Here is a 24773-nt window from a genome sequence, read left to right as displayed (position 1 = left end):
TAAAAAACCGCAATGTCAACGGTAATCTAACCGCTGCCGTCGCCCTAGTGGGTGCGGTAACATGCCCCGCATGGACATGGACGCCGTGATCAACCGCATTGCCGAGAGAATCGCCGAACTGAAGGCCGCCGGACGTAAGGTCAGCGAGCGATCTATCTCGGTTGAGGCGACAGGCTCGCCGGACACGATCCGCAACTGGCGGCGATCGTTACAGAGCGGGCGCGAATCAGGGGCGACGACGGTAAAACTCCAGCAAGTGGCAAAGGCCTTGGGCGTAACACCTGAATGGCTTATGGTTGGCGGGACGAACGACGATCGAGCGCTGGCCATAGCGGAGATTGTGGCCCTTCTTCGAGAGCTAGAACCTGAAGAGATCGAGATGCTGCGAGCTGCCGCAGAAGGCGTTCGCGCTCGGCGCCACAAGGCAAACTCGTAAGGCGCTTCAATTCCGAAAGGACATGGCCTGCAGCGTCCATCCGACCCCCTCAATTGCGAACATTAAAAGAACATTTGCCGTGATATTCAGCCGCGCCGCAAGACGTTTTCATAAACGGCACGGCTTCACCGATGCAGCTATGCGGTTAATATACCGTATTTCATCTTGACAGCGGTTTTATTACCGCGCACCTTGCCTTTCATCGCTTACCGATGGAGGTTCCCATGCACTCCCCCGAACAGAGGCACGTTCTGCGGATTCGCCAGCAAGCCCGCGCGCTGCTGACCGACCCGCAGCTTGCCGCTCGTGCCAGCGCCCAGACCCGCCGCTTTGCCTGGTATATCGAGGCCAGCGCGCGCGGTGCAGCACCCCGCCAGACGCACCGCCCCGCCAACACCGCCGGCAGGCCGCACCAATGACCGGCCATCATCCTTTCAGCGGCAAGCCTCTGCCGCGCGCCCGGCCATTCTCGCGCCCCCTGTCCGAGGCCGAGGCCGAAACCGTCATCCGCAACATTGACCAAGGATGGGATGCCGCCACGCTGGCCGAGGCGCGCGATGTCCAGATCGCAGCGCAGCGGCGCGCCATGGATCACCTGCGCCACGACTGGATCGCCGAGGCCAGCAACCAGCCCCACGCGCCGGTCGGCGACTGCCGCAGCGAAGGCCCGGCCAGGATGACCGCCGCCAAGGCGTTGTTCGTCATCCTGCTCTGCCTGATCGCAGGCGGCTTGGGACTGTTGGGCGCCCACATGGTCGCATTGCTGCTCTGGGGGCCGACATGACGCAAATTGTTCCCGGCCCGATGAACACCAGTAATGCCACTGCTGTCGATGCTTATGAGCTGGACGATAGCGGCAATCTTGAGCGAGTCGTCTGTCTTGCCATCGGCGATATCGAGGGGGCGCATACCAATCTGCGTGCCATGGTCGAGATGACGCCCAGTGGCGCGCGAGAATTGGCCTTCGAACTGATCGACGCCGCCGATCTGGCCGAGGGCGAATGTCACCTGCGGCGTGTCACCGCGCGGGCGGTGCTGTCATGAGGTCGCAGATCGAATATCGGGGCGCGTCGATCATGCTCACCGACATGCCCGGGCCGCTCTTTGCCTGGACGCATGACGCGACGGATGGCCACGGCACCGCGGCGACCCTGTTGCAGGCCAAGATCCAGATCGACGCGCATCTGCGCCGCGTGACACCCCCACCCCTGCCCTTGCCCGGCACCACCCTCAGAGGTCTGGACTGCCCCGCCCACAACCCGCGTGCCGATGCGGCGCGCGAGGCGCTCGACACCCTGGGTGACATTTGCCGCACCGCGCGGCCCGACGCCAGCAAGGTGACGCGATGACGATGATCGAAAAGCATCCCTGCCCGATGGTCCTGCATATCGGGCGCAGCACGATCCAGCACACCCACCCGGACCTGCTGAAACCGGCAGCGATCCGGGCAGCGCTGATCGCCAGCCGCGCCGGGCCGGCCGATCAGGACGCGACCAGCCCGGCGCGGCTGGCGATGCCCTACATCGAGGCGCCACGCGATGGCGAGATGGAGATCGTCACGCAGCAAGGCCGTCAGATCTACAGGCCGGGCGACGCCGCCGCCCGCAACATGCTGGCCAGCGCCCGCGCCATGACCTCGGAGGGCGTGACATGACCAGCCATTTCCGCCGCATCGACATCGAGGGGATGCAGCCCTGCGAACTGGCCTCGCAACCTGCGCCCCAAGTCATGTGGGTCGAGATCGACCAGCTTCTGATCGACGACCGCTATCAGCGGCCTCTGAATGCGGGCAACCGCGCCGCGATCCGCCGGATCGCCGCAGATTTCAGATGGTCGCGCTTCACGCCGGTGATCGTCGCCCCGGCCGAGGGCGGGGGCTATGCGCTCATCGACGGCCAGCATCGCGCCCATGCGGCGGCCCTGGTCGGGATCAAGTCGATCCCCGCCATGGTCGCGCTGGTCGCACCCGAGGAACAGGCGCAGGCGTTCATCGACATTAACACACGCCAGATCCGCGTGACCGGGCACCAGATCTACCGCGCGGCTCTGACCGCAGGCGAATACTGGGCGCAGGCCTGTCATGACGCTGTCGCCGAGGCCGGCTGCCGCCTGATGACCAGCAAGTATAGCCTCAGCGCCCGCAAGCCCGGCCAGGTCTTCGCCATCGGGACGATCCGGGGGCTCATCGAGGCCCGGCAGAACGCGGCGGTGACGGCAGGGCTCAAGGCGATGCTGGACTACGACCCCGACTCGGTCGTCAATTTCAATGATGCCCTGCTGACGCCGTGGCTCAAGGCGGCAGCCGAGACCGGCGCCCGCGCCGATGTGCTGCTTGAGGCGTTGCGCGCCCGCCGCCCCTGGCTGGTGATCGATGCCGCCGACCGCATGGCCGAGAACGACCGAACGCCCAAAGCGACCGCCCGCCGGGATTTCTTCGTCGCTGCGATCCGGGAAAGGCAAGCCAATGGATGAGCAAAAGGCCAAAGTTCTCTATCGCTACTACGACGACAACGGCCTGTTGCTATACATCGGCATCAGCGAGCGTTTTGATGCACGTGTACGCCAGCATGAGAACAAGCCCTGGATTCACCAAGCAAAGAAAATTGTTCTCGAACAACATCCAGATCGCAGCGCCCTGCTTCAGGCTGAGAAGCTCGCAATCCTGCGCGAAAGACCGCTATTCAACGTTCATCACAACACGCGCATCCGTCCGGCCAAATCGCTTCCAAAGGTCGTGCGACTTGGCACGATTTATGTTTCTGCGGTAGATCAGTCGGATCGCGCGCGCGAGATGCTGGAGAACAGGATCTGGCACCTAACGAACTTCGTCCGACTGATGGGCTACTACTTTTATCAGTCGCCGTTTCGCCCGCAGAAGTATCGGTCAAGTCAGATAGCTGCCATCTCTAACGCACGAGAAGTATCGTCTTTGACAGGCGTCTCCTTTCGGGACATCTGCTTGGCTGTGGGGCTCGACTGGGAGTTTCGTCGCACCTATGCGGCGATCCGGGACTGGCGCTCTCAGCAAAGCGATGAGGGTTGCACATGCGCATCCTGATCGCCTGCGAGACCTCGGGCGTGATGCGGCGCGCCTTCGCCGCGCGCGGGCATGACGTATGGTCCTGCGACCTGCTGCCGGCCGAGGATGGCAGCAACCGCCACATCCGGGGCGACGTGCGCGACATCTTGGCCGATGGCTGGGACATGATGGCGTTGATGCACCCGCCCTGCACGCGCCTCTGTCGCTCTGGGCGTCGCTGGATGTCCGGCCCCGGCAAGTGGACGCCGCCCAAGCAGCTGCCGCGCGGGCGCAGCTGGGCCGACCTGCGCGCCGAGTTCGAGGACGGCGTGGATTTGTTCATCGCCTGCTGGCGCGCCCCGATCGAGCGCGTGGCGATCGAGAACCCCGAGATGAACGATCTCGCCTGCGACCGGATGCCCGCCGACCTGCCCGTGCCGCAGATTGTCCAGCCGTTCTGGTTCGGTGAGCCTGCATACAAGGCGACCGGCTTCTACCTGCGCGGCCTGCCGCCGCTGGTCGAGACAAACCGCCTGCCCGAGCCCGCGCGGGGCAGCGACGAATGGAAGGCCTGGAGCGCGATCCACCGCGCCCCGCCCGGCCCGGACCGCTGGAGGATCCGCAGCCGCACCTTCAGGGGCGTGGCCGAGGCCTGCGCCGAACAATGGGGCGGCCATGCCGCCGAAGCAATGGAGATGACGAAATGACCGACCCGCGCAGCACACTGAAAGACCACATCACCGCCCTCATCGAAGGCATCCGGCACCTCAGCGTCGATGATGCCGCCGACCTGCTGGCCGAGGTCGCCGACGATCTGGCAGAGGATCAGAGCGAGGACATGATCAACGGGGCGATCCTGGACGGCATCCGATGGGGATACGCCGCAGCCGTGAGCGTCGAGATGGGCGGCGGGGCGATGCTGCGCGCGATCCTGCCCGGCGGCTGCGGCATCACCCACGAGTGGGCAGATCACGCCGTGGCTCAGCCCCAGATCCGGGCCGCGTTGGAAGGTCTGCATCATGCGCGGGTCAGCGCGAACAATGTGGGGGATGAATGTTGACCGACCAAGACATGGAGCGCATCCTGAACGAGGCCTTCGCGGCCGTCTGGCGCAAGCGGGGCGACAAGTGACCGCCCTGCAGCAGTTCCACGCCCTGAGGCCCTTCGGCGGCTTCGACATGATCATGGCGGACCCGCCCTGGTCCTACGAAATGCGGTCCGAGAAGGGGCATTCGCCGAGGCCGAGCGCCTGATGCCCACCGCCCGCCGGATCGAGGTCTTCAGCCGCCAGCGCCGCCCCGGCTGGTCGAACTGGGGCAATGAGGCCGAGAAATTCGAGGAGACGAGCTGATGCCACGAGGCGCGAGCTTTACCGAGGCGCAGGTCAAGCGGGCAATCCGCGCCGCGCGGGAAATCGACCCGAGGCTGATTGTGGAGTTGACCCGCGACGGCATTATCCGGATCCTTCCGCCGGCCAAGTCACAGGCCCCACAGAGCGAGGTCGATAGCTGGTTCGATGGTCAGGGTTAACCTAAAGGGCATTCACCGCGTCCGCATGAAGCTCGCGGACGGATCTGCGCGCGAATACCACTATGCATGGAGAGGGAAGGGGGCTCCCAAGTTCTGGGACAGCGCCAGTGGCATCCCTATGGGCGGCGCCGAGTATCTGGAGGCTCTGGCGGCAGCCCGCCCGAAAGCCCAGGCCGCAAAGGGGAAGTTCCGCGAAGCGATCATCGCATTTCTGGACAGCGCGGATTTCACCACGTTGGCGCCCCGCACGCAGGCCGACATGCGCAAATCGATGTATCATCCGACCTCGGGCATTGATGCCAAGTTCGGCGGCGCGCCCATGGCAGCGATGAACGATCCACGCATCCGGACCGAGGCGCTGAAATGGCGGGACGGCATAGGTGGCAAGGTCGGCGACGACCGCATCCGGCATCTGCAGCGAATCGTCAGGTTCGCCCTTGATCGCCGCATGATCCAGCAGAACCAGCTGCGCGACATCCGTTCGGTCTATCGATCGAACCGCGCCGAGATCTTCTGGCTTCCTGACGAGATCGAGGCCTTCCACAAGGGGGCGCCCGCCCACGTCTCGCGCATCCTCGCCATTGCGCTAGAGACGGGGCTGCGGCCCGGCGATCTGGCATTGCTGTCCCGCGAACACATCCACCGCACCCCTCACGGCCGGCGGATCGTGATCTGGACGCAGAAGCGCAAACGGCTGGCGTCGATCCCGGTCACCGACCGGATGGCAGCGCTGATCGACGCCACGCCCGCCGATCAGGCGCGGCTCATCGTGAACAAGCGCGGCAGTCCGTACCAGCACGAAAACTACCTTGGGGACGCCGTCAGCCAGTGGCGTGACACCCTGAAGCTGCGGCGCGAGCTGAGGCTGTATGATGCTCGCGGGACCGCGGCGACCCGGCTGCTTGAGGCGGGGGCCGAGCTGAAGGAGATCGCCACCCATATGGGCTGGTCCCTCAAGCATGCTTCGGAGGTCATCGAGCGCTATGTGGCCCTGTCGCCCGCCATGTCCGACAGCCTCGCCGAGAAGCTGCGGAAGGCCGAAAAGCGAACGTCTCTGTAAAATGACCTGTAAAACGGAGACTAGGGAAGACCCCTAAGCCATGGTCGGGGCGAGAGGATTCGAACCTCCGGCCTACGGTACCCAAAACCGTCGCGCTACCAGGCTGCGCTACGCCCCGACGCGTGCCGCATACCCCATCGACCGGCCCGAGAAAAGCGCAAAGAGCCATTCAGCGGCTACAAGCTTCGCGCGCGCCAGAAGTGCGCGAAGTTCGGGACGGCATGAACCCGCAATCCGTGCCCGCCCAAGCGCCGCTTGGATCGCCTTGACGCTTGGCAGACTGTCGCGGGCAATGGCGCGCGTGATCGTGTGCACACCAATCTCGGAACAGGGTCAGAGAACCGCCCCGCGATCAGGCACCGTCTCGCCCGGATGGCCGCGAGGATCGTGGGGCCGAGGCGGGTGAGATAGTCGTCCAGATGCGCGCGAGAGCCCGATCAAAACCAGGCTCTTTTCAGAACGCGTGCAGGCGAAGGCGTTGTCAACGCTTCGCAGCGACTTCTGGTGATCTCGTCGGCCGTGTTCGCCAGCCGCACGACGGTCCGGTTCCGCCCATCAATCAGGGGATCGCGCCCGATCGGACTCAGCCGGTTGAGCCTGCCGAGGTTCAACACAACGCGAATGCAGACCTTTCCCTGCGCGTCGCGATGGCCCTCGACGGGTTGGATGTGGCTGCGGCCGCCCGATGTCTTGATGCGCCTGCGGATTGGCGAATGATGCAGCTTCTGCTGACCGCCGCGCAAGCCCGAAAACCGGCAGACATGCCGCAACAAGATAACGCTGAAACCGTCGCCTTGACGCCTCCGTGCCGCTGAAGATCATCAGGCCGCCCGCGCGGAGGAAGGCCAATTCCCGCCTGTCTCGGTCGAACGTCCATGGGTGATACCGACCTGCTTTCCATCTTCATGATGGGCTGCTGCACGATGCCGGCATCGCGCAGACACATACCGCCGCTATGTCATCGACGCGAACCGGGGCAGACCACGACCGGGTTGCTTTCGCTGACCGCCGCTCTCTTGGGGATGGGGATTGGAGTCATCTGCGTCGCGACATGGCCAAGGATCCGCATGAGCTGGCCGTCGATGACAGCAGCGGCTGCGCCGCCCGCACATGGGAGGAGTTCGAGCCAACCTGCCACAGCCTGCACGCGGCGCCGGAGGACCAGGCCCCATCGGGCAAGATGGCAGTATTTCGGCGAACTCGAAACCTGGCGACTGGCCATTCATGGCCAGTCGGTGGCGGGCATCATGCTCCATACAAGCCCCGGGGCATCTTTCTGGGCACAGACGAGAATCCCGCCCAAACCGGACGATAGCATTGAGCCGCAATCCGCGCGGATGCCGGATCCCGCGACAGGATGGTCGGCAAGATGGGGCAAAGCGGCCCCACCCGCGATCAAGACCGGCGTGTTCTGGCGCTGTTTCGGCCGCCCGGTCGCTCCGAAGCGACTGATGGCCGCCATGTCCCATGGCCTCTCGAACCGCCTTCCGAAAGGGCCGAACAAACAAAGATCAATATTTGCTTTGCCGCTCGCAGACATGATACCAAATGATGAGTAAACGGCCAGATACCTGCGCTGACTCAAGGGGGTGATGCAATGGCTGGCGAGAGGGCGATCAGAACCAGACCCGAACGATCCGGACGTTTCATGCGGGCCCTCGGTGCGGCCCTGATGGCGCGGCGCAGCCTGCGTTACGAGATCACGTTCGCCCTGTCAGCCATCGCGATCTCCACCTGGCTGCGACACGCTCTGGACACTATCTTGCCACCCGGCTTTCCTTTCCTGACCTTCTTTCCGGCAGCGATGCTGACGCTGGTCCTGTCATCGTTGCGTTCGGGCATCGTGGTGGGCGTCGTTTGCGGCGTAATCGCGCTACATTCCTTCATCGAGCCAGTGGGCAGACTGACGCTCGACCCCGGTTCGATGCTGGCCCTCGGCTTCTACACGCTGATCATTGGGACCGATGTCGTCTTCATCACCGCAGCCCGGCGCGCCTTGTGGCAGCGCATGCGGGCCGAGGCGCGGGCCAGCCATCTGGCCCATGCCCGAAGCCTGATGTTCTCGGAACTTCAGCATCGCATCTCGAACAACCTCTCGACGGTCGCGGCGCTCCTCAGGCTGCAGAGCCAGCAGATCGCCGACGAGACGGCGCGACATGCCCTGATGGCGGCGCAATCGCGCATCCGGTCGATCTCGTTGCTGCAGCGCCGCCTGCACGCGCCCGACATGCAGGATCTGGACGCCGCCGATTACCTGCGCGACGTTCTGTCCGACGTGGTCGAGGTCGCGGGTGCGGGCGACGTGAAACTGGATTTCAGCGCAGACAGCCTGCCTTTGCCCCATGATAGCGCCGTGCCTCTGGGTCTGATCGCCAGCGAGCTTGTGATGAACGCGATCGAGCACGGGGCGGCCGATGGCCGCGTGAACCACGTCACCGCGCGTCTCAAGGTGGACGGCCCGGCGGGCCAGGGCCGCACCGCCGCCACGCTGGAAATCCGCGACCGCGGCCCTGGCCTGCCCGAGGGCTTCGCGCTGGAACGCTCGGACAGCCTGGGCCTCATCGTGGCACGTCAGTTCGCAACGGCGCTGAACGGCGAATTGTCGCTGAACCGTCACCCTCAGGGCGGCACGGTCGCCCGATTGGGTTTTGCGGTCTCTCCCCCGCAGGACAGCCTCGCCGCATGATCAAGGGGCGCTTGCAGGCACCCCCCTTTCATTTCAGAAATCCCAGTCCTCGTCCTGGGTCGCGACGGTCTTGCCGATCACATAGGACGAACCCGACCCCGAGAAGAAGTCATGATTCTCGCTGTCCGGCGACAGGGCGGCCAGAATCGCGGGGTTCACCTCGCAGGCGGCCGGCGGGAAAAGCGCCTCATAGCCCAGGTTCTGCAGCGCCTTGTTGGCGTTGTAATGCAGGAAGGCCTTCACATCTTCGGTCAGGCCGATTCCGTCATAAAGCTGCTCGGTATAGCGGCTCTCGACCTCGTAAAGATCGAATATCAGCGAAAAGGCAAAATCCTTCAGCGCGGCCCGCTCGGCCTCGGTCAGCCGCTCCAGCCCACGCTGAAACTTGTAGCCGACATAATAACCATGCACCGCCTCGTCGCGGATGATCAGGCGGATCAGGTCGGCGGTGTTCGTCAGCTTCGCCCGGCTCGACCAATACATCGGCAGGTAGAAGCCCGAATAGAACATGAAGCTTTCCAGAAAGACGCTGGCAATCTTGCGCTTCAGCGGATCGGCCCCGGCCTGATACTCCTCCAGGATCAGCCGCGCTTTCTGCTGCAGATGCGGGTTCTCCTCGGACCAGCGGAAGGCGTCATCGACTTCGGGCGTCAGGCAGAGTGTCGAGAAAATCGACGAATAGGACCGCGCATGGACTGCCTCCATGAAGGCGATGTTGGACAGGACCGCCTCTTCATGCGGCGTGATCGCATCGGCCATCAGCGCAGGCGCACCGATACTGCTCTGGATCGTGTCCAGCATCGTCAGCCCGGTAAAGACGCGAATGGTCAGCTCGCGCTCCGCCGGCCGCAGCGTTGCCCAGGACTGCACATCATTCGACAGCGGCACCTTCTCGGGCAGCCAGAAATTCACCGTCAGCCGATTCCAGACCTCCAGGTCCTTATCGTCCTCCAGCCGGTTCCAGTTGATCGCGCGCGCCGCGCCCGTCACCATGTCACGCATCGCCCAAGCCTCTTCTCCGTTGTCCAAATACCCCACGGGGGTCCGGGGGTGTGAAACCCCCGGTCCGACGCCCCCTCACAGCGAGCAGCTGACGCAGCCCTGCACCTCGGTCCCCTCCAGCGCGGCCTGACGCAGTCGGACATAGTAGATTGTCTTGATCCCCGACTTCCACGCCTTGATCTGCGCCCGGTTGATGTCGCGCGTCGTCGCCCCGGCCGGAAAGAACAACGTCAGCGACAGGCCCTGGTCCACATGCTCGGTTGCCGCCGCATAAATGTCGATGATCGCATCCGGCCCGATCTCGTAGGCGTCGCGGTAATATTCCAGGTTCTCGTTCGACATGAAGGGCGCCGGGTAATAGACGCGGCCGATCTTGCCTTCCTTGCGGATCTCGATCTTCGAGACGATCGGGTGGATCGAGCTGGTCGAGTTGTTGATATAGCTGATCGAGCCGGTCGGCGGCACCGCCTGAAGGTTGCGGTTGTAAAGCCCGTCCCTCATCACCGCCTCGCGCAGCGCCGCCCAATCCTCGCGGGTCGGCAGTGCGATCCCCTGGAACAGGCGCACGACCTCAGGCCGCTCGGGCAGCCAGTCGCGGGTCACATATTTCTCGAAGAATGACCCGTCCGCATAGCGCGACTTGTCGAAGTCCTTGAAGGTCTTCCCCTTCTCGCGCGCCAGCGCATTCGAGGTGCGGATCGCGTGATAGGTGATTGCCGCGAAATAGACGCTGGTGAACTCGACCGCCTCGGGGCTGTCATAGTGGATCCGCTCGCGCGCCAGGAACCCGTGCAGGTTCATCTGGCCCAGTCCCACGGCATGGGCCTCGTCATTGCCGCGCCGGATCGAGGGCACCGCGTCGATGGCCGACATTTCGCTGACCGCCGTCAGCGCGCGGATCGCGGTTTCGACCGTCGCGCCGAAATCCGGTCCGTCCATGGTCTGCGCGATGTTCAGGCTGCCGAGGTTGCACGATATGTCCGTGCCCAGTTTGGCATAGCTCAGATCCTCGTTGAACTCGGAGGCCTCGGCCACCTGCAGGATCTCGCTGCACAGGTTCGACATGGTGATCCGCCCCGCGATGGGGTTGGCGCGGTTCACCGTGTCCTCGAACATGATATAGGGATAGCCCGATTCGAACTGGATCTCGGCCAGGGTCTGGAAGAAGGCGCGCGCGTTGATCTTCTTCTTCCTGATGCGCTTGTCCTCGACCATCTCGTGATATTTCTCGCTGACCGAGATTTCCGAGAAGGGCACGCCATAGACCTTCTGCACGTCATGGGGCGAAAACAGATACATGTCCTCGTTCCGCTTCGCCAGTTCAAAGGTCACGTCGGGGATCACCACGCCAAGCGACAGGGTCTTGATGCGGATCTTCTCATCCGCATTCTCGCGCTTGGTATCGAGGAAACGCAGGATGTCAGGATGATGCGCGTTAAGGTAAACCGCCCCCGCCCCCTGCCGCGCGCCAAGCTGGTTGGCATAGCTGAAACTGTCCTCGAGCAGCTTCATCACCGGGATCACGCCGGATGACTGGTTCTCGATCCCCTTGATGGGCGCGCCGGCCTCGCGGATATTGGTCAGCATCAGGGCCACACCGCCGCCCCGCTTGGACAGTTGCAGCGAGGAATTGATGGCGCGGCCGATGGACTCCATGTTGTCCTCGATCCTGAGCAGGAAACAGCTGATCAACTCGCCGCGCGATTTCTTGCCTGCGTTGAGGAAGGTCGGCGTCGCAGGCTGGAAGCGGCCCGACAGGATCTCGTCCATGAAGCGCATCGCCAGAGCCTGATCGCCGCGCGCCAGGGTCAGCGCGACCATGACCACGCGATCCTCGTAACGCTCGAGGTAACGCTGCCCGTCGCGGGTCTTCAGCGTGTAGCTGGTGTAATACTTGAACGCGCCGAGAAAGGTCGGAAAGCGGAACTTCCGCTTGAAGGCGGCGGCCCAGATCGCGTGCAGGAACTCACGCGGATACTGCTCCAGCACCTCGGCCTCATAGTAACCTTCGTCCACCAGGTAGTCGAGCTTCTCGTCCAGCGAGTGGAAGAACACCGTGTTCTGGTTGACGTGCTGCAGAAAATACTGCCGCGCGGCCATACGGTCCGCGTCGAAGCGGATTTTCCCCTCGGCGTCATAGAGGTTCAGCATCGCATTCAGCGCGTGGTAGTCAAGGTCGGGCTTCACGGCGTCAAGCATGGCTCTCTCCAGAACAGGGTCAGCCCGTCGCGGATGCGGGCAATATCGGTTTGCGTCCCGGCCAGCTCGAATGTGGCCAGCACCGGGACGCGGCATTTCTCGGCGATGATCCGGGCCGACAGGGCATAGGTCGGCCCGAAATTGCGGTTGCCCGCGCCGATGACACCCCGGATCAGGGCGCGGCGGGCCGGGTCGTTCAGAAAGCGGATCACCTGTCTGGGAACCGCACCGCGACCCTCGCCATCGGCATAGGTCGGACAGATCAGCACATAGGGATCTGTGGGGGCGGGCACCGGCTCGCTCTCGCGGATCGGGATGCGGTGTGCGGGCAGGCCAAGTGCCTGCACGAACCGCGCGGTATTCCCCGAGCCCGACGAGAAATAGACCAACCCCACCATGACACGGATCAGGCCAGCGCGCTGATCATGTCTGGCCGAAAGCCCGCCCAGTGCGTGTCTCCTGCGATGACGACGGGGGCCTGCCGATAGCCAAGCTCGGTCACGCGCGCCATGGCCTCGTCATCCTGGGTCAGGTCAATCACGTCATATTCCAGTCCACGGGCATCCAGCGCGCGGGTTGTCGCGGTGCATTGCACACAGGCGGGTTTGCTGTAAACGATGATGGTCATGCCCTGGTCGCTTTCCTGTCAGAGGCGCGGGGCAAGGGCCTTTCCGCCCCCGGACCCGCTGCCCGGTCCTTGTGATGTCGTGTCGTCGCGTCCTTTCGCCGACCGGGCGAAACGCCCGGTGAAAAGGGCGTCTCGACGGGCTGAACCCGTTCCTCCACGGCGCGAGCGATGGACGCGATGCCACATCATATAGAATGCACCGTCAGCCGAGTGTCAATATCTGGTATCGTCATCTTGACGATTTCGTGGACACCAAGGCGCAGGCGAAACCCGACGGGCGGATTGTCCAGGTTCCAGAACCCGCAAACTTCCCTAAGCAAGCTGCGACGGCGCGCCTCAAGCTCCCGAAATGGTGGGCAAGATGAGCGATCTCTATTTGCTGACAGACGAACCGGGGGCGCAGCGGTTCATCGGGCGCAGCACGGGGCTGAACTGGACGTTGCAGGCGCTGGCCGATGCCCTGGGGCGGCCGATCACCTTCTTCATGACTGCCGGGCAGAGCTTGGACCATATCGGCGCGCGGGCATTCCCGGGGTCTCTGCCGAAGGCCAGGGCGCTGCTGGCCGACCGTGGTCATGACGCCGACTGGTTCCACGACGCCTTGATCGAGCAGGAAATCATCCCCTGCATCCCGGGCGGAAGGCGCGAAAGCTTCCCGTCGAATGCGACGCCGAACTCTACAAGGAACGCCGCCGGATCGAGAACTGTTCGGCCGCCTCAGGAACTGGCGCCGCATCGCCACTCGCTACGACCGCTGCGCGGACTTGTTCCTGTCAGCCTGTTGCCTCGGCGCCGTCGTGCTCTATGGGTTGTGAGGCCCGAGCCTGGCCGAAACCGGCAGTTCACGTGCGCCAGACGGTCTTGCTCGCGCCTGCGACCGAACAGGGGTGCCGCGCGTCTCAAGCCGTGGGCGGCGGGATCCGTCCGGAACTCCGGGGGCCTACCCGGCCCGTTCAGCCAGCGTCTGGCTGGCCCATTCATGCGCCTTGGCCAGAGCCTGCGGAGACATGATGATGTTGTTCCCCAGATTGGATTTCATGCGGAACCGTTCGCCATGTTCGTCCGCCAGGATGAAGGAATAGCGGATCGGGCGCACATGCGACAATCGTGCGAAGTCGCGCGACCGGGCGGCGTATTGGCGGGCCGTGATCTCGATGACGCGGCCCCCCTGCCCGAGAAAGCCGCCATTGATCATGCCGGCGCCATGGCAGCCGACCAGAACCCGCGCGGCTCGGACCATCGCGATCTGCTCGGGCAGGGCATAATTTTCAAGAACCACTCGCCGGGCGCCAAGCGGGGCGAGGCTTGCGACCAGATCATCCTCGTTCACGATCTTGCGGTTGTCGAGATGCGCGCGCGACACGATCAGGATGGGGGCCCTGATCGGCGGCTCGGGCAGGCTGACATGGCCATGATCGAAGGCGTCGAAGAAATCCCACATCCCCTCGGAAACCGGAAAGGGATAAGGACCGGGTTGCGGCACATTCAGCAGCGCGCCGGTATCAGGGTCACGGGCGTAGCCCTGCGGGCTGTGGACGATGAAATACCCGTCATCGACGATGAAGGGACCAGCCTCGTAACGGACGGGGATTGTCAGGCGCGCCAGCATCAGGTCCAGATAGGCGCGCCGGAACCCGCCTTCGGGCTGGGCGCCATAGATGACCAACTGCTCGACCCCCAGACTGGCCGCGGCGCCGATGGCGCGGGCGAGGTTCGGCATCACATCCGCGATGAAGTGGTAGTAATTCGCCGTGTCGCTCATGAAGACCACAAGCGAGCGTTCGGCGATGCGCGCAATACCCGGACCGGCGCGATAGACCTTGCCTTCAATAATGTATCGTCGCAAGAATTTGTCGCGGGAAAAGCCCATGACTGGGATCTTATCTGCCGTAAAGAGCACGCCCCGATCGCAGACCGCACCAGCCAGCGGCACGATGCCCGAACCGCGCACAATCCAGTTGCGGCGCTGAACACCTTGCAGGGATTTCATACCACCGCTGCCCTTGATGCGCGGCCAGGGACAGATCGTTCGGCCATCGAACAGATCGATCGCGACCTGCCCCAGTTCCCTTCCGTGAAGCGTCCCTTTGGGGTGAGGCACCATCGGGCCGTCCACGCCGGGGATATAAGGGCTATGCATCGTTACGCGCTTTCATCACGGCCCGATTGCGGGGCCAGCCTCGGGTTGAAACGGCCGCGCCCGAACGACACGCACGGGCGCGGCGCCTGGATCAGGGCATCGCCCGCGCGGCCTCGCGCAGACCGTTCAGCACGTCCAGGCAGCGTTTTTCGGGCAAAAGCGAAAAGGGCAAGGCGTCGACTCCGTCTTTCAGCGTGGTCTCGACGATCTCGGCGCTGGTCCGGTGACAGAACCCTTCACGCCCGACGCCCTGGAAATAGTCCTGGTATTTCCAGGGGACCGTCGCGTCGCTTTCCTTCCAGAACAGGCTGGGAATGCCGTAGGCATCCGCAAAGATCAGCCCGTGCAGGCTGGACAACACGATGCGCGAGCAATGCGCCAGCTTCGACAACGTCCCGGCGATGTCGGGGTCGGTGAAGTCCAGGATCTCGACCTCGCCGAAGGCCTGCGCGAATTGGTTCAGCGCCGGATGTTTCAACATGCTGTGATGCGGGATCAGGCCGATCCTGGTTCGCTCGGTCCCCTCGGGGGGGGGGGGGGGCCGGGCCAGATCTCGCGCACGAAAAGGCCGGGATCGCCAAAGGGCACATCGGGGCACCCCTCGATCTGGCCGGCGGTCAGCGGGCCGCGCAGGGCCGAGATCGTGACCGACATCTGCCGCATCGCGCAGGGCATGGGCTTGCCCGTTCCGCTGCCCCAGACGAACAGGGGCCCGGTGCGTTTGCGACGATCCGCCATCGCTGGGTTGAACACGCTGCCGATGGCGATGCCGTCGCAATCTTTCGGCGATCCGCGAACGACCTTGCGGCCGCTGACATGCGACAGCACCAGGGGCGAAATCTCGTCTCCAAGGTTGATACCCTTGTTCCTTGGAACCCACCAGAACAGGCGGAAAGCGTCTTTGCAGGCGTCATCGGGCAAGTGACTTTTCCCTGAACCGAAACTCGTGAACCGCAGCGCCGCCCGGACGGAGGCGCTTTTCATGTATCGACTTGTCATGCCTCTGCGGCGCCGTGTCAACGGCGGATAGGGCACCGGTCAAGGCCGGACCGGCAGGCAGGCGGCGGTCTCTGCAAGCACTGCGGCGATCCTGTGCAGGCGGACGGAAAAGCGCCGCGCCTTGACTTGTATGGAAGTATGCCGTAGCAGGATGACATGCGTCTGACCCGTCCCATCTCGACCGCGCAGCAGGTTTACGAATGGCTGCATGGCTGTGTTCTGCGCGGCGACCTTCCGCCTGGGGCGCGCCTTTCGGAATCCGAGATCGCCCAGCAGGTCGGCCTGTCGCGCCAGCCCGTCCGCGAGGCCTTCATCCGGCTGGCCGCCGATGGCCTGGCCGAGGTGCTGCCGCAGCGCGGCACCTATATCGGCCGCATCTCGACCAGCGCCATCCTGTCCGCCCGCCTGATCCGCGAGGCGGTCGAGGCCGACCTGGCGCGGATGGTCGCCCGCGCCCGCCCCGACCTGTCGGCCCTGCAAGCCCAGATCGAGGCGCAGGACCACGCCCATGCGGCCGGCGACGTGCCCGCCTTCATCCAGGCCGACGACCTCTTTCATCGCGCGATGGCCGAGGCTGCGGGCCACCCCGCGGTCTGGTCGGATCTGGAGCGGCTGAAGGCGCAGATGAACCGCCTGCGCCACATGGCGATGCGCCATTTCGACCGGGCCGAGACCATCGCCCAGCACCGCGCCATCCTTGCGGCGCTGCTGGCGGGCGACGCGGATGCAGCCGAGGCCGCGACCCGCGCCCATCTGCGGCAGATGCTGACCGAACTGCCGCAGATCGCCGCCGCTTATCCCGAGTATTTCACCACCTGAGAGGCCACGATGCGACAGACCTGGCGCTGGTTCGGACCCGCCGACACCGTCTCGATCGACGACATGATGCAGGCCGGGGTGCAGGGCGTGGTGACTGCCCTGCACCACATCCCCACCGGCGCGGTCTGGTCCTCTGCCGAGATCGAGACCCGCCAGCAGGCCATCGCCCATATGCGCGACGGCACGCCCTCGGGCCTTGCCTGGGAGGTCGTCGAGAGCCTGCCCGTCAGCGAGGCGATCAAGACCCAGACCGGCGATTGGCGCGGCCATGTGGCGAACTGGATCGTCTCGATGCGGAATCTGCACGCCGCGGGGATTCGCGTAATCTGCTACAACTTCATGCCGGTGCTGGACTGGACGCGCACCGACCTGTCATGGCGGCGGCCGAACGGGGCGCGCTGCATGCGCTTCGATCTGGTCGATTTCGCGGCCTTCGACATTCATATCCTGGCGCGCCCCGGCGCCGCCGCCGACCTGCCCGAACCGCTGCGCGAGGCCGCTGCGCGCCGCTTTGCCGACATGCCGGACCAGCGCCGCGCGGAACTGGCGCGCAACATCGTCTGCGGTCTGCCCGGCGCGGCCGACAGCCTGACGATGCCGCAGCTGCGCGACCTTCTGGACAGCTATGCCCCCGTGACCGATACCGTTCTGCGCCGCCATTTCCACGACTTCCTGGAGCAGGTCGCCCCCGTCGCGCAGGATCTGGGGATGCGGCTCTGCTGTCATCCCGACGATCCGCCCTTCCCGCTCTTGGGCCTGCCCCGCGTCATGTCGACCGAAGCCGATTACGCCGAACGCATGGCCGCCGTGGACCTGCCCGCGAACGGCATCACCTTGTGCTCGGGCTCTTTGGGCGCGCGGCCGGACAACGACCTGCCCGGCATGATGCGCCGCCTTGGCGACCGGGTGCATTTCCTGCATCTGCGCAACGTGCGCCGCGATGGTGACACCATCCCCGACAGCTTCTTCGAGGATGAGCATCTGGGCGGCCAGACCGACATGGTGGCCCTGATCGACGCCGTCCTGGACGAGGAGGCCCGCCGCCGCGCCCAGGGCCGCGCGGATGCCGTCATTCCCATGCGCCCCGATCACGGCCAGGACATCCTGGACGATATCGGCCGCGGCGGTCAGCCCGGCTATCCGGCCATCGGCCGCCTGAAGGGCCTGGCCGAGTTGCGCGGCGTCGAGGCCGCCCTGTCGCGAAAGCCCCGCCCATGACCCGCATCCTGTCCATCGGCGAGGCCATGGTCGAACTGTCCGGCGCGGGTCAGCCGGACCTGTGGCGCGCGGGCATCGCGGGCGATACGCTGAACACCGCCTGGTATCTGCGCCGCCTGCTGGGCGAGGACTGGCAGGTGGGCTATCTGTCGCGGGTGGGGACTGGCCCCTTCTCGGAGCGCGCGGTGGCGTTCATGGCAGCCGAAGGGCTGGACGTGACCCATGTCGCCCGCGATCCCGCGCGCGAGATCGGCCTCTATGCGATCACCCTGACCGACGGGGAGCGCAGCTTTTCCTACTGGCGCGACAGCTCCGCGGCGCGGCGGCTGGCCGATGATCCGGCGGTGCTGGCCCGCGCGCTCAGGGGCTGCGCGCTGGCCTATCTGTCGGGCATCACGCTGGCGATCCTGCCGCCCGAGGGGCGCGGGAATCTGATGGCAGCGCTGGCCGCGGCGCGGGCGCAGGGCACGCAGGTGGTCTTTGATCCGAACCTGCGCCCGCGCCTTTGGTCCGACTCCGCAACGATGCGCCGCCTGGTGCAGGAGGCCGCCGGGCAGGCGGACCTGGTCCTGCCCAGTTTCGACGATGAGGCCACGCATTTCGGCGATGCCGATCCGCGCGCGACGCTGAACCGTTATCTGGCGCTTGGCGCGGGGCATGTGGTCGTCAAGAACGGCGGGGGGCCGATCGTATGGGACGGCGCCCATGGCACGGGCATCATCGACGACATGCGCCCCGAGGCAGCCCTGGACACGACCGCCGCGGGCGACAGCTTCAACGCGGGCTATCTGGCGGCCTGGCTGGCGCGGCCCGATTGCGGCGCGGCGGTGCGGGCGGGCCACGCGCTCAGTCGGCGGGTGATCCGCCATCCGGGCGCGCTGGTCCGGGCAGCGCTGCCCGCCTGACCCGTGCGGGTCAGGCCACCGCCGCCCGCGCACCCCGTTCGACCAGCCGATGAAGCGCGTCCGAAAGGTCGCGCACGAAGCCCGCATCGCGGCGCAGCGCCTGCGGAAAGACCTGCTCCAGCGTCATGGCGTTCTGCACCGTGCGGGCCGGGTCATCGTTCCACAGCGCGGCCAGCCGTGCCGCCATCGGGTCGCGCACGTCGATGGGCGCGCCCGCCTCGTCCCGCCCCGAAACATAGCGCAGCCAGGCCGCCACCGCCAGGGTCAGGCCCGGCACCGCCCGCCCCGCCGCGCGACCTTCGGCGATGGTGCCCAGGATACGCTGCGGCAGCTTCTGGCTGCCATCCATGGCGATCTGCCAGGTCCGGTGCCGGATCGCCGGATTGGCAAAGCGCGCGGCCAGCGCATCGGCATAGGCCGCCAGGTCCACCCCCGGCGGCGGGGTCAGCGCCGGGATGATCTCGTCTTGCCACAGCCGCCGGACATAGGCGCCGAAAACCGGATCGGCGACCGTGTCCGCGATGGTCCGATGTCCGGCCAGATAGCCCAGATAGGCCAGCGCCGAATGGGCGCCGTTCAGCATCCGCAGCTTCATGTGCTCGAAGGGGGTCACATCCTCGACCAGCTGCACGCCGACCGCGCCCAGATCCGGGCGACCCGCGCAGAAGCGGTCCTCGACGACCCATTGCCGGAAGGGCTCGTGCACCACCAGCGCTTCGTCACGCGCGCCGGTCAGCGCCTCCAGCCGGTCCAGATCGGCGGGCGTGGTGGCGGGCACGATCCGGTCCACCATGGTCGAGGGAAAGGCGCCCTCGGCCGCGATCCAGTCGGCCAGGGCCGGGTCGATCAGGCGCGCAAGCTCCAGCACGACACCGCGCAGAACGCGGCCGTTCCCGGGCAGGTTGTCGCAACAGAGCACCGTGAAGGGCGGCAGCCTCCGGTCGCGGCGCAGGGCCAGCGCGCGGACCAGAAAGCCTGGCGCGGATTTCGGCAGAGGCTGGTCCAGATCATGCCGGATGTCGGGGTGATCGGCGTTCAGCCGCCCCGTCGAAGGTTCGTGGCAATAGCCCTTTTCGGTCACGGTCAGGCTGACGATCCTGACCGAGGGCGCGGCCATCGCCTCCAGTACCGCCTGCGGATCCTCGGGGGCGACAAGGACGCCTTGCAGCACGGTCACGACCTGCGGCGTCTCGCCCTCGGGGCCCAGTTCCAGCGCCGTATAGGCCCAGCCTTGCGGGGCCAGCCTGTCGCGCGTGCCGGCCGATTGCAGCGAGACGCCCATGATCCCCCAATCGCCGCCCGAGGCCGCCATGGCCTCGGCGACATAGATCGCGCCATGCGCGCGGAAGAAGGCGCCAAGGCCCAGATGGACGATGCCCGCGGGGGCCTTGGACGGGGTGCGGTTAAATCTAGCGGGCAAGCCAGCCTCCATCGACATTGAGGATCGCGCCATTGATGTAATCGGATGCGGGCGCGGCAAGGAACACGGCGGTCTGGACGATATCCTCGGGGCGACCCCACCGGCCGGCGGGGATGCGTTCCAGGATCGCGCGGTTGCGGTCGGGATCGGCGCGCAGGGCCCCGGTGTTGGCGGTCTCGATATAGCCCGGCGCGATGGCGTTGACGTTCAGCCCGCGCACGGCCCATTCGTTGGCCATCAGCTTCGTTAGCCCCGCCACCCCGTGCTTGGACGCCGTGTAGGACGGCACGCGGATGCCGCCTTGGAAAGACAGCAGGGACGCGATGTTGATGATCTTGCCCATGCCCCGCGGCAGGGCGGCGCGGGCGAAGGCCTGACAGGTGAAGAACAGCGCCTTGAGGTTCGTGTCCATCACCGCGTCCCAATCGGCCTCGGAGAAGTCCACCGCGTCGTCGCGGCGGATGATACCGGCATTGTTCACCAGGATGTCGATGCGCTGATCGGCAAAGACATCGCGTGCAGCCATGGGGTCGGCGAAATCCAGTGTCAGGCTGCGACCGGACCCCATCAGCGCCAGCGTCTCGTCGCAATCGCGCCGCCCCGCGACGATGACCTCGGCCCCCGCCTGCGCCAGCGCCACCGCGATGGCCTGGCCGATGCCGGTATTCGCGCCGGTCACCAGCGCCGTGCGGCCGGTCAGGGAAAAGGGGGTCATTGCAGATCCTCGGGTTGGACAAAGTCCATGTCGGTATAGTCCACATTGTCCCCGGCCATGGCCCATATGAAGGTATAGCCGCCGATCCCCGCGCCCGAATGGATCGACCAAGGGGGCGACAGCACCGCCTGTTCATTGGCGACGAACAGATGGCGGGTTTCCTGCGGCTCGCCCATCAGGTGCAACACGCGCGATTCAGGCGTCATGCTGTGATAGAGATAGGCCTCCATCCGCCGGTCATGGACATGGGCGGGCATGGTGTTCCAGACTGAGCCATCCTCCAGCGTGGTATAGCCCAGCACAAGCTGGCAGCTTTCCATGACCAGCGGATGGATGAACTGCTTGATGGTGCGCTTGTTCGATGTTTCCACCGCGCCCATATGGACATGTTTCGCCTCGGCCACGGTGACCAGCCGATGCGGCAGCGCCCGATGCGCAGGCGCCGAGGTGATGTAGAACCGCCCCTGCCCCGAAAATGTCACCGGCCCCGCGCCCATGCCCAGATAGAGGACATCGCCCGTCGCCATATCCCAGCCCTCGCCCGCGGCCTCGATCCGGCCGGGGCCGCCGATATTCACGACGCCCATCTCGCGGCGGTCGAGAAAGCTGGGGGTGCGGGTCTCGGCGATCTGGTCGAGGGTCAGGGCGGCGCCGTCCGGCACCGCACCGCCGACGACGAAGCAGTCGTAATGGGTGTAGGTCAGCCGGATCTCACCCGTGGCGAAGAGCCCCTCGACCAGGAAATGCTGCCGCAGCGTCGCGCTGTCCATGGCTTTGGCATGTTCGGGATGGACCGCGTGGCGGGTCTCGACTTGGATCATCGGGGGCCTTTCACAGAAAATCGTCGCGGCGGGGCGTGAAGCTGTCGATCAGCACGCCGGCCTCGAGGCAGGTGCAGCCATGGACGGCGCCCGAGGGGATGACGAAGGCGTCGCCCGGTCCGACCTCGGACGGCTCGCCGTCGATGGTGAAGCGGTAGCGGCCCGACTGCACATAGGTCGATTGCACATGCGGGTGGCTGTGCAGCGCGCCCTGGTCGCCCGCCTCGAAGGCGAAACGGACGACCATCAGTTCGGGCGCATGGGCCAACACGGTGCGGACGGGATCGGGCATGGGGGACCTCAGCGGAAGAGCGACGGCAGCCACAGCGACAGCGCGGGAACATAGGTGACCAGCATCAGCGTCGCGAAGGCCGCGCCGTAGAAGGGCCAGATCGTGCGCATTGCCTGCCAGATGCTGATGCGCCCCACCGCGCAGCCCACGAAGAGCACCGCGCCCACCGGCGGGGTGCAGAGGCCGATGCCGAGGTTCAGGATCAGGATCACCCCGAAATGGACCGGGTCCACGCCGAAGGCCATGGCGACGGGCAGAAAGATCGGCGTGGTGATGACGATCAGCGGCGACATGTCCATGAACGTGCCCAGCACCAGCAGGATGATGTTCATCAGGAGCAGGATCACGATGGGGTTGGTGGACACGCTTTGCAGCAGATCGACCAGCTGGGCGGGCACGCGCAGATAGGCCAGGAGCCAGCCGAAGCAAGCCGCGCAGCCGATGACCAGAAGCACCATCGCGGTGGTGCGGACGGCACCCTTGGTCGCCTCGACGAACTCGCTCCACGGCAGGCTGCGATAGACCAGCGCGGTGATGGCCAGCGCATAGACCACGGCGATGTTGCTGCTTTCCGACGCGGTGAAGATGCCCGAGCGCACGCCGCCGAAGATGATCGCGATCAGGATCAGCCCCGGCAGGGCCGAGACGAACAGCACGCCCAGCATCCGCAGGCCGGGGAACGGCTCGGTCGGATAGCCCTTCTTGCGCGCCACCCACCATGCGGCCATCATCAGCATCATCGCCAGCAGCATCCCCGGCACAATGCCCGCGGTGAACAGGTCCGCAATCGACAGCCGGCCCCCCGCGGCGATGGAGTAGATGATCATGTTGTGGCTGGGCGGGATCATCAGCGCGATGATCGAGCTGACGACGGTGATGTTGACCGCGTAATCCACGTCATAGCCCTTTTCCTTCATCTGCGGGACCATCAGGCCGCCGACCGCGCTGGCATCCGCCGCGGCCGAGCCCGAGACGCCGCCGAACATCAGGCTGGCGGTGATGTTCACCTGCCCCAGCCCCCCGCGCATATGCCCGACCAGCGCCCCCGCCAGCGCTACCAGCCTGCGCGCGATGTCGCCGCGCACCATCAGGTCGCCCGCATAGATGAAGAACGGGATCGCCATGAGCGCAAAGACCGAGATGCCCGAGTTCAGCCGCTGGAACACCACCACCGGCGGCAGGCCCAGATAGAGGACGGTCGCAAAGCTCGCCGCGCCAAGGCAGAAGGCGACCGGCGTGCCGATCAGCAAAAGCCCCGCGAAGCTGCCGAAGAGGATCCAGTATTCCATGCTATTTCTTCCCCTGCAGCATCGTCTCGGCCTGCCCCTCGGCGCCCGTCCCGTCGCGCGCGCCATCCGCGGCATCGTCCATGTCGCCGAAGCGCCGTGTCCGCAGCCCCGCCGCGCGGCGCAGGATGCGCTCGACGGAAAACAGGACCAGCAGCACGCCGCCACCGATCAGCGGCGCGAAATCCCACAGCCGCGAGATGCCCAGACCCGGCACCACGCCCGAGGCCGCCCGCGCCGCCAGTTGCCAGCCGAACCAGACCATCCCCACCCCGAAGGCGGTCACGACCAGATCGGACAGGGTGTGGAACCACGGCCGCCAGCCTTCCGGCATCACCATCAGCCCCACGTCGAAGGACAGGTGATAGCCCTCTTTCACGCCCACGGCCGCGCCGATGAAGATGAACCAGCCCATCAGCATGACGGCGGCGGGCTCGGCCCAGAACAGGCTGAAGCCCAGCAGATAGCGCGCGACCACCTGCGCAAAGACGCAGGCGCACATCAGGACGAGGCCGGTTCCCGCCAGCCACAATCCCGCCTGTGCGACGGCGCCGGTCAGCCGGGCCAGTCCGATCAAGGCATCGCGCATCGCGCATCTCCAATGGGAAAAGGGCCGCCCCGGGCGGGGGCGGCCCATCACGTCACTCGGTCGCGCGGATGCGCTCGACCAGATCCTGCGCCTCGGGGCTGGTCGCGTATTTCTCGTAAACCGGGGCCATGGCGTCCATGAAGGGCTGCTTGTCGATGCCCTCGACGATCTCGGCGCCGGCGGCCTCGACGCGCTCGCGCGAGGCGGCCTCGGCCTCGGCCCAGAGCTGGCGCTGCGTGGCCGAGGAATTGCGCGCGGCCTCGCGGATCACAGCCTGATCCTCGGACGACAGGCGGTCCCAGGTGGTCTTGGACATGGCGACCAGTTCGGGCACCATCAGATGCTCGTCCAGCGTGTAGAACTTGGCCACCTCGGCATGGCCCGAGCTGTCATAGCTGGGGAAGTTGTTTTCGGCCCCGTCGATGACGCCGGTCTGGATGGCGGAATAGACCTCGCCGTAAGGCATCGCCGTCGCGGTCGCGCCAAGCGCGGCCATCATGTCCACGAAGACGTCGTTCTGGATGACGCGGATCTTCATGCCCTGAAGATCCTCGATCGAATTGATCGGGCGCTGCGAGTTGTAGAAGCTGCGCGCGCCGCCGTCCTAATAGGCCAGGACGACCAGATCGCGTTCCTCGAAGGCTGCGCCGATCTCTTCGCCGATGGGGCCGTCCATGACCGCGTGCATGTGATCCACGTCGCGGAACAGATAGGGCAGCGAGAAGGTCTGTGTCATCGGCACGATGTCGTTGAAGGTGCCGAAGCTGGCGCGGACCATGTCGATCACGCCGAACTGGGTCTGTTCGATGGTGTCACGCTCTTCGCCCAGTTGGGCCGAGGGAAAGACCTCGATGCAGACTCGGCCCTCGGTGCGCTCGCGTACCTCTTCGGCCATGGCCTTGACGCCCTCGACGTGACCTGCCCCTGTTTTCAGGGCCACCCGTAAGTCGAGTTTGTTCTCTTTTTGTGTGCCATTATTCGGCGGCGTGAGCAATGGGCGCAGGCGCGG

General features: G+C 65.6%; 29 protein-coding genes, 1 tRNA gene and 3 pseudogenes. 17 read left to right on the top strand and 16 right to left on the bottom strand.

Annotated features, from left to right (window positions below; translation table 11 throughout):
• The first annotated feature begins 70 nt into the window (after positions 1-70).
• The 12 genes from KY389_RS11385 (at position 71) to KY389_RS11330 (ending at position 6045) form a co-directional block, all read left to right on the top strand.
• Complete coding sequence (locus KY389_RS11385; RefSeq protein ID WP_219831082.1) at positions 71-436, top strand: hypothetical protein; 366 nt, start codon at positions 71-73, stop codon at positions 434-436.
• Positions 437-660: 224 nt separating this feature from the next.
• Positions 661-855 carry a hypothetical protein gene (locus KY389_RS11380; protein WP_219831081.1) on the top strand — a complete coding sequence of 65 codons (195 nt, stop codon included), beginning with the start codon at positions 661-663 and terminating at the stop codon, positions 853-855.
• The gene (locus KY389_RS11375) at positions 852-1220 is read left to right on the top strand and encodes a hypothetical protein (RefSeq protein ID WP_219831080.1); all 369 of its coding nucleotides are present in this window, start codon (positions 852-854) and stop codon (positions 1218-1220) included. Before KY389_RS11380 ends, KY389_RS11375 begins: the two co-directional genes overlap by 4 nt.
• Positions 1217-1480 carry a hypothetical protein gene (locus KY389_RS11370; protein WP_219831079.1) on the top strand — a complete coding sequence of 88 codons (264 nt, stop codon included), beginning with the start codon at positions 1217-1219 and terminating at the stop codon, positions 1478-1480. The genes KY389_RS11375 and KY389_RS11370 overlap by 4 nt, the downstream gene beginning before the upstream one ends.
• Entirely contained in the window at positions 1477-1785 is a 309-nt protein-coding gene (locus KY389_RS11365; protein WP_219831078.1) for a hypothetical protein, read from the top strand. The genes KY389_RS11370 and KY389_RS11365 overlap by 4 nt, the downstream gene beginning before the upstream one ends.
• A complete protein-coding gene (locus KY389_RS11360) occupies positions 1782-2090 on the top strand; it encodes a hypothetical protein (RefSeq protein ID WP_219831077.1) in 309 nt (102 codons plus the stop codon). The genes KY389_RS11365 and KY389_RS11360 overlap by 4 nt, the downstream gene beginning before the upstream one ends.
• Positions 2087-2908, top strand: coding sequence for a ParB N-terminal domain-containing protein (locus tag KY389_RS11355; protein WP_219831076.1), 822 nt, complete (start codon positions 2087-2089; stop codon positions 2906-2908). The genes KY389_RS11360 and KY389_RS11355 overlap by 4 nt, the downstream gene beginning before the upstream one ends.
• A complete protein-coding gene (locus KY389_RS11350; protein ID WP_219831075.1) occupies positions 2901-3494 on the top strand; it encodes a GIY-YIG nuclease family protein in 594 nt (197 codons plus the stop codon). The genes KY389_RS11355 and KY389_RS11350 overlap by 8 nt, the downstream gene beginning before the upstream one ends.
• On the top strand, positions 3482-4162 hold the full coding sequence (locus KY389_RS11345) for a hypothetical protein (RefSeq protein ID WP_219831074.1): 681 nt from the start codon (positions 3482-3484) through the stop codon (positions 4160-4162). The genes KY389_RS11350 and KY389_RS11345 overlap by 13 nt, the downstream gene beginning before the upstream one ends.
• Entirely contained in the window at positions 4159-4515 is a 357-nt protein-coding gene (locus KY389_RS11340; RefSeq protein ID WP_219831073.1) for a hypothetical protein, read from the top strand. The genes KY389_RS11345 and KY389_RS11340 overlap by 4 nt, the downstream gene beginning before the upstream one ends.
• Before the next feature lie 290 nt (positions 4516-4805).
• On the top strand, positions 4806-4985 hold the full coding sequence (locus KY389_RS11335) for a hypothetical protein (protein WP_219831072.1): 180 nt from the start codon (positions 4806-4808) through the stop codon (positions 4983-4985).
• Positions 4986-5103: 118 nt separating this feature from the next.
• Positions 5104-6045 (top strand): tyrosine-type recombinase/integrase, encoded by a 942-nt coding sequence (locus KY389_RS11330; protein WP_219831071.1) that lies wholly within the window; start codon positions 5104-5106, stop codon positions 6043-6045.
• Between the two features lie 41 nt (positions 6046-6086).
• Here the strand turns inward: KY389_RS11330 and KY389_RS11325 are convergent.
• Positions 6087-6163: transfer RNA gene (locus KY389_RS11325), tRNA-Pro, on the bottom strand.
• Positions 6164-6548: 385 nt separating this feature from the next.
• A pseudogene (locus KY389_RS15860) lies at positions 6549-6752 on the bottom strand (IS1634 family transposase); the annotation flags it as partial.
• 941 nt (positions 6753-7693) lie between these two features.
• Here KY389_RS15860 and KY389_RS11315 point away from each other — a divergent pair.
• The gene (locus KY389_RS11315) at positions 7694-8731 is read left to right on the top strand and encodes a sensor histidine kinase (RefSeq protein ID WP_219831069.1); all 1038 of its coding nucleotides are present in this window, start codon (positions 7694-7696) and stop codon (positions 8729-8731) included.
• 33 nt (positions 8732-8764) lie between these two features.
• Here the strand turns inward: KY389_RS11315 and nrdF are convergent, their stop codons facing one another.
• From nrdF to nrdH, 4 genes are all read right to left on the bottom strand, one after another.
• On the bottom strand, positions 8765-9733 hold the full coding sequence (gene nrdF, locus KY389_RS11310; protein ID WP_219831068.1) for a class 1b ribonucleoside-diphosphate reductase subunit beta: 969 nt from the start codon (positions 9731-9733) through the stop codon (positions 8765-8767).
• Between the two features lie 75 nt (positions 9734-9808).
• Entirely contained in the window at positions 9809-11932 is a 2124-nt protein-coding gene (gene nrdE / locus KY389_RS11305) for a class 1b ribonucleoside-diphosphate reductase subunit alpha (protein ID WP_219831067.1), read from the bottom strand.
• Positions 11917-12330 carry a class Ib ribonucleoside-diphosphate reductase assembly flavoprotein NrdI gene (nrdI, locus tag KY389_RS11300; protein WP_219831066.1) on the bottom strand — a complete coding sequence of 138 codons (414 nt, stop codon included), beginning with the start codon at positions 12328-12330 and terminating at the stop codon, positions 11917-11919. Before nrdI ends, nrdE begins: the two co-directional genes overlap by 16 nt.
• Before the next feature lie 8 nt (positions 12331-12338).
• Complete coding sequence (gene nrdH / locus KY389_RS11295) at positions 12339-12560, bottom strand: glutaredoxin-like protein NrdH (RefSeq protein WP_219831065.1); 222 nt, start codon at positions 12558-12560, stop codon at positions 12339-12341.
• A 391-nt stretch (positions 12561-12951) separates the two neighbouring features.
• Here nrdH and KY389_RS15435 point away from each other — a divergent pair.
• Positions 12952-13375: pseudogene (locus tag KY389_RS15435) on the top strand (transposase); the annotation flags it as partial.
• A 125-nt stretch (positions 13376-13500) separates the two neighbouring features.
• Here the strand turns inward: KY389_RS15435 and KY389_RS11290 are convergent.
• From KY389_RS11290 to KY389_RS11280, 3 genes are all read right to left on the bottom strand, one after another.
• Entirely contained in the window at positions 13501-14406 is a 906-nt protein-coding gene (locus KY389_RS11290) for a glycosyltransferase family 61 protein (RefSeq protein WP_219831064.1), read from the bottom strand.
• A gap of 385 nt (positions 14407-14791) precedes the next feature.
• Positions 14792-15181 (bottom strand): glycosyltransferase family protein, encoded by a 390-nt coding sequence (locus tag KY389_RS11285; RefSeq protein ID WP_219831063.1) that lies wholly within the window; start codon positions 15179-15181, stop codon positions 14792-14794.
• Between the two features lie 14 nt (positions 15182-15195).
• On the bottom strand, positions 15196-15621 hold the full coding sequence (locus tag KY389_RS11280) for a hypothetical protein (RefSeq protein ID WP_219831062.1): 426 nt from the start codon (positions 15619-15621) through the stop codon (positions 15196-15198).
• A 234-nt stretch (positions 15622-15855) separates the two neighbouring features.
• On the opposite strand from KY389_RS11280, the gene KY389_RS11275 reads away from it, so the two are divergent.
• The 3 genes from KY389_RS11275 to KY389_RS11265 are packed head-to-tail and all read left to right on the top strand — an operon-like array spanning position 15856 to position 18641.
• Positions 15856-16518: a GntR family transcriptional regulator gene (locus KY389_RS11275; RefSeq protein ID WP_219831061.1), complete on the top strand. Its 663-nt coding sequence runs from the start codon at positions 15856-15858 to the stop codon at positions 16516-16518.
• Between the two features lie 9 nt (positions 16519-16527).
• Positions 16528-17736, top strand: a complete 1209-nt coding sequence (uxuA, locus tag KY389_RS11270) for a mannonate dehydratase (protein WP_219831060.1) — start codon at positions 16528-16530, stop codon at positions 17734-17736.
• The gene (locus KY389_RS11265) at positions 17733-18641 is read left to right on the top strand and encodes a sugar kinase (protein ID WP_219831059.1); all 909 of its coding nucleotides are present in this window, start codon (positions 17733-17735) and stop codon (positions 18639-18641) included. Before uxuA ends, KY389_RS11265 begins: the two co-directional genes overlap by 4 nt.
• 10 nt (positions 18642-18651) lie before the next feature.
• Here the strand turns inward: KY389_RS11265 and KY389_RS11260 are convergent, their stop codons facing one another.
• The 7 genes and pseudogenes from KY389_RS11260 to KY389_RS11230 all read right to left on the bottom strand — a co-directional run bounded on the left by KY389_RS11260 (position 18652) and on the right by KY389_RS11230 (position 24704).
• Positions 18652-20073 (bottom strand): mannitol dehydrogenase family protein, encoded by a 1422-nt coding sequence (locus KY389_RS11260; RefSeq protein WP_219831119.1) that lies wholly within the window; start codon positions 20071-20073, stop codon positions 18652-18654.
• Positions 20051-20776, bottom strand: a complete 726-nt coding sequence (kduD, locus tag KY389_RS11255; protein ID WP_219831058.1) for a 2-dehydro-3-deoxy-D-gluconate 5-dehydrogenase KduD — start codon at positions 20774-20776, stop codon at positions 20051-20053. The genes KY389_RS11260 and kduD overlap by 23 nt, the downstream gene beginning before the upstream one ends.
• Entirely contained in the window at positions 20773-21597 is an 825-nt protein-coding gene (kduI, locus tag KY389_RS11250) for a 5-dehydro-4-deoxy-D-glucuronate isomerase (RefSeq protein WP_219831057.1), read from the bottom strand. The genes kduD and kduI overlap by 4 nt, the downstream gene beginning before the upstream one ends.
• A gap of 10 nt (positions 21598-21607) precedes the next feature.
• A complete protein-coding gene (locus tag KY389_RS11245; protein WP_219831056.1) occupies positions 21608-21889 on the bottom strand; it encodes a cupin domain-containing protein in 282 nt (93 codons plus the stop codon).
• 8 nt (positions 21890-21897) lie between these two features.
• Positions 21898-23178, bottom strand: coding sequence for a TRAP transporter large permease (locus KY389_RS11240; protein ID WP_219831055.1), 1281 nt, complete (start codon positions 23176-23178; stop codon positions 21898-21900).
• Position 23179: 1 nt separating this feature from the next.
• Positions 23180-23764, bottom strand: a complete 585-nt coding sequence (locus KY389_RS11235) for a TRAP transporter small permease (protein WP_219831054.1) — start codon at positions 23762-23764, stop codon at positions 23180-23182.
• Between the two features lie 52 nt (positions 23765-23816).
• A pseudogene (locus KY389_RS11230) lies at positions 23817-24704 on the bottom strand (TRAP transporter substrate-binding protein).
• Between the last annotated feature and the right edge of the window lie 69 nt (positions 24705-24773).

The sequence above is a fragment of the Paracoccus bogoriensis genome (assembly GCF_019431455.1).
GTDB classification, from domain to species: Bacteria; Pseudomonadota; Alphaproteobacteria; order Rhodobacterales; family Rhodobacteraceae; genus Paracoccus; species Paracoccus bogoriensis.
The sequence above is the reverse complement of the archived record's forward strand: the minus strand, read 5'-3'. Positions and strand labels throughout refer to the sequence as shown.